This is a genomic window from Moraxella oblonga NBRC 102422, from assembly GCF_001598275.1.
Taxonomy (GTDB): Bacteria; Pseudomonadota; Gammaproteobacteria; order Pseudomonadales; family Moraxellaceae; genus Moraxella; species Moraxella oblonga.
The window spans coordinates 1-4,248 of record NZ_BCYQ01000074.1; the positions used below are offsets into that span (position 1 = coordinate 1).

Annotated in this window: 3 protein-coding genes and 1 tRNA gene; all 4 read right to left on the reverse strand. The window is 46.3% G+C overall.

Annotated elements, in window-relative coordinates; genetic code table 11:
- Positions 1-56: 56 nt before the first annotated feature.
- Positions 57-986, reverse strand: coding sequence for a cysteine synthase A (gene cysK / locus MOB01S_RS11790; RefSeq protein ID WP_066805756.1), 930 nt, complete (start codon positions 984-986; stop codon positions 57-59).
- Positions 987-1,136: 150 nt separating this feature from the next.
- A tRNA-Pro gene (locus MOB01S_RS11795) sits at positions 1,137-1,213 on the reverse strand.
- Between the two features lie 98 nt (positions 1,214-1,311).
- The gene (locus MOB01S_RS11800; protein ID WP_066805758.1) at positions 1,312-2,226 is read right to left on the reverse strand and encodes an OmpA family protein; all 915 of its coding nucleotides are present in this window, start codon (positions 2,224-2,226) and stop codon (positions 1,312-1,314) included.
- A gap of 69 nt (positions 2,227-2,295) precedes the next feature.
- On the reverse strand, positions 2,296-4,248 hold a 1,953-nt coding region (locus MOB01S_RS11805), incomplete at its 5' end, for a YadA family autotransporter adhesin (protein WP_174521841.1).

The window sequence follows — 4,248 nt, forward strand, 5'->3', positions numbered from 1 at the left end:
TAATACAAAAAGGGCGATTTGTCGCCCTTTTTGTCAAACTGTATTGCATGGCAAAACTACTGTGCCAAATCTGCAAACAAGGCGGTGGACAAATACCGCTCACCTGATGACGGTACGACCACCACGATGAGTTTACCTGCATTTTCAGGGCGACTTGCCACTTGCAGAGCCGACCACACACTCGCACCTGACGAGATACCCACCAAAATACCCTCTTTTTCTGCCATCTGACGAGCGGTAGTAAAGGCATCTTCGGTGGTAACGGTGATGACTTCATCATAAATCTTGGTATTTAAAATGCTTGGCACAAAGCCGGGAGCCAAGCCTTGTAGTTTATGAGCGCCTTTTTCACCACCGCTAAATACTGGGCTGTCAGCAGGCTCAACCGCCACGATTTTGACATTGGGATTTTTAGCTTTTAACACCTCGCCCACGCCTGTAATCGTACCACCCGTACCAATCCCCGCCACCACGATGTCCACTTGACCGTCTGTATCGTTCCAGATTTCTAGGGCGGTGCTTTCACGGTGGATTTTGGGATTGGCAAGATTGTCAAACTGACGAGGCATAAAATAGCCGTCCTGGCTGGCAAGCTCATCTGCTCTGGCAATCGCTCCGCCCATGCCCTCGCTCGCCGGTGTAAGCACCAATTGTGCTCCGTAGGCACGTAGCAAAGCCCTTCTTTCCAAACTCATGCTTTCAGGCATGGTAATGATGAGTTTATAGCCTTTGGCAGCACACACCATCGCAAGACCAATGCCTGTATTGCCACTTGTCGCCTCCACAATGGTAGTATTTTTATTAATCAAACCTGCTTTTTCAGCTTCTTCAATCATAGATAAAGCAATGCGGTCTTTGACGGAGCTGGCTGGGTTAAAATATTCTAACTTAGCAACCACACGAGCGGGCAGACCTTGGGTTAAGTGAGTTAACTCAACAAGGGGAGTGTTGCCAATCAAGGCAGTGATATTTTTGGCAATGTTCATGAAAATTTCCTAACAAAAATGGTAAGACTAGCATAACAAATTTTTAAAAAGTTTAACAGTCAAATTGACATAAATGTTATTCTGTTTTTGAATTACACACCTGCATGATAAAAAGAGCCACCGTATAAAAATACGATGGCTCTCATTGTATGGTCGGAGTGGCGGGATTCGAACTCGCGACCCCTTGCACCCCATGCAAGTGCGCTACCAAGCTGCGCTACACCCCGAATAGGCGTTTATTATAGCAGACTTTGGTAGATTTGCAAGCATTTTTAACACCCAATAAAAAAACAAAACCCCTTGCGAGGTTTTGTTTTTTAACCGATTATTTAAAGATAACGGTTGGTTCGCCTTGACGATAGTTGATGGCATACACAGACACCGACACTTCTACACGGCGGTTTGGTTGCAAGCAATCAATCAGTTGTTTGCGTGGCAAGTTGGTGTTACAAGACTTGACAGGTTGAGTTTCACCTGCACCAGATGTCGTGATAGAGCTTGCGTCCACACCACGCTGGATTAGGTAACTACGTACTGTTTGGGCACGCAGTTGCGACAAGTTCATGTTGTACATATCATCGCCCTTGAAGTCAGTATGACCAACAAGCTGAACTTGTAGACGACCACGAGTCTGGTAATCACGCAGTTTTTCTGCCAACGCATCAAGCTCAGGTTTGCCTTTTGGTAGCATATCTTCTGGCTTCCACTTGTCAAAGTAGAACAGAGCATCAGCAGACAAGGTGATTTGTTCGCTGATAATCGGAGTCATAACATCTGGTCCGGGCACTGGGGCAGGAGCAGGTTGCTGAATCACTTGCACCACAGGTTGGGCAGGTTTGGCAAGTTTTTCACAGTCCGCAGGTTTCCAGTAGAACTCTTGACCTTTGTATTTTTCATCAAAGATAACTTTGTACTGACAGATTTTGACAGAATCGTCTTCTTGGTAAAACTTCATGATATAGTCCCACTCACGAGCACGGTTGGCTTCGCTAAAATGTGGACGACCGATGAAGTTGTAAAGCTCATCTTTGGAGACGCCTGCACGGATTTTTGATAGATTTTCGGTATTTGGGAAAATACCATCTTTTTGCCACGCTTTTTCTAGTACAGGAAATTTGACGTTATCTCTGTCTACGCGACCTTCAGCACTGATGTCTGAACTCAACGCACGTGTACCCATACAGCCTGTGCTGGCAAGTACGGCAAGACCCAGTACGCTTAAACCAATAATTTTTTTCATAAAAATTCCTTAAAGTTAAAGGGGATTGCTTATGCCCTAACTGGCAGGACATAAGCAATATTAGCCAAATCAGAAGTGGAAACCTGCACCCACTGCACCACCAACATTACCACGTGTATCGGCAGAACCGTGAAGTTTCAGTACCCAACGACCGTTATCAGATAGCTTAGACATACCCACCGCAACAGCACCTTCACCGTTGTAGCTTGCCACACCACCAGTCAACATAGATTTACCAGGTAGGTAAGCTTGTGGCAAGGAAGCGGCAGCCATAGCAGATGAAATACCTGCGTTGGCATCGTCCACTACGCCATCGATGCGGTTGTGGATACCTTCTGCCACACCTCTGATGTCACCGATGTTGGCGGCATTGGTTGTTGTGCCGTTTCTATCTGAATCCATGACAGCATCATGAATGTTTTTGTAGTTGTGTACTACATCACGCACACCAGAAGAAACTTCTTGGATTTGGATAGGTTCGCCACCTTTCATAACCACAGTATTGCTCTTAACGGCGTTCGGATTGTCAGCATCGTTAGGATTGCCAGTAATGATGTTACCGTCCTTATCTTTGTAGAGCATTGGGCTGTTAAACCGAATGTCTTGTCTAACTTCATTGCCATCTTTATCCACAACTTTGGTTACAGTAGCAGAGACACCATCACCATCCACAAAGTTCACTTGTGTGGTAGGTTTGACGATGTTGGTTGCACCTGTGGTGGTTGCGTTTGCCACATCTTGTACACCAGTGGCTACATCTTCAACTACTGTGGTATGTACCTTGTTGCCTTGGATGTCCCAACCTGAGTTGTTGATAGCGTTGGCAACTTGATCCACCGTCGCAACTGTACCGTTGGTTGCGTTAAAGGTTACATCGCCTTTACCAGTTGGAGCAACATTACCTTTATTCACCACAACTTCTACACCTTTACCATTAGCACTTGGTTTGACAGAAGTGTCATCACCATCCACTAAGTTACCATAAACATTACTTCCACCATTCACAGTAACACCTGAATGCACAGTATAGGTAGTTGAACCATCTGCTTTGGTTGCGGTATCTACTTTAACGTTGGTACCTGCCACAACTTGTACTTTAGTTGCATTTAGCTGGTCTAGGTTCACCGCATCAGTGCCGTTAGTAGCAGGAGCTACGTTGGTGATGGTGTTGCCACCCATGTTCACGGTTGAGTTTGGTTTCACGTTGATGTTGCCAAGCGTGGTGTTGCCAGCGACAGTTAGGTTACCCTTAACATCGATGTCTTTGGCAGTTGACACAGTGAAGTTATTGCCATCTTTGGTGATGTTGATGTTATCACCGTTGTTGAAGCTAACTGTATCACTTGGTTTCACCAATGTGCCATTTGCACCGTTGGCTTGTGCGTTCCAACCTGCGTTGTTAATGGCGTTGGCTACGTCAGTGGCATTCGCCAAACCTGATGTGCTTGGTACATTAACCGAACCATTGGCATTGGTGGTAATCGGTGCTGTTGGTACATTGACCGTATAATCCACGCTTGAGGTGCCATTTGGATGGTTGGTTGTGTTGGTGGTTACGTTCACGTTGTTGCCAGCCGTTACTGTGTTACCGCCGTTACCGCCACCTGCGATAGTGATGACACGTTTGCCATTAACTGTTTCACCTGTTACGGTTACACCGTTGGCACCCACAAAGTCAACCACGTTGGAACTACGTACAACATCAGAGTAGTTGTTACCTTTGCTGGTAGAAACCACCCAACCCATGTTGCGTAGGTCGCCCACAGTTGCTACCGTAGAACCATCAACGTTGGCGTTGTTACCACCATTAAAGTTGATGACTGGTGCAGTAACTGCTGGGTTAGACACATTTGGCAAGGTACTGATGTCTTGTGGAGTTAGACCACTGGTCGCACCAGTCACAGTAACAGGGGCGGCTGGGTTTTGACCCACAAACTTCACGCTGTTGGTTGGTGCCAATGGCTTGCCGTTAGCGTCAGTAGTGTTGCCGTTGTTGTCAGTATAAGCCAACGCACTGTTAAA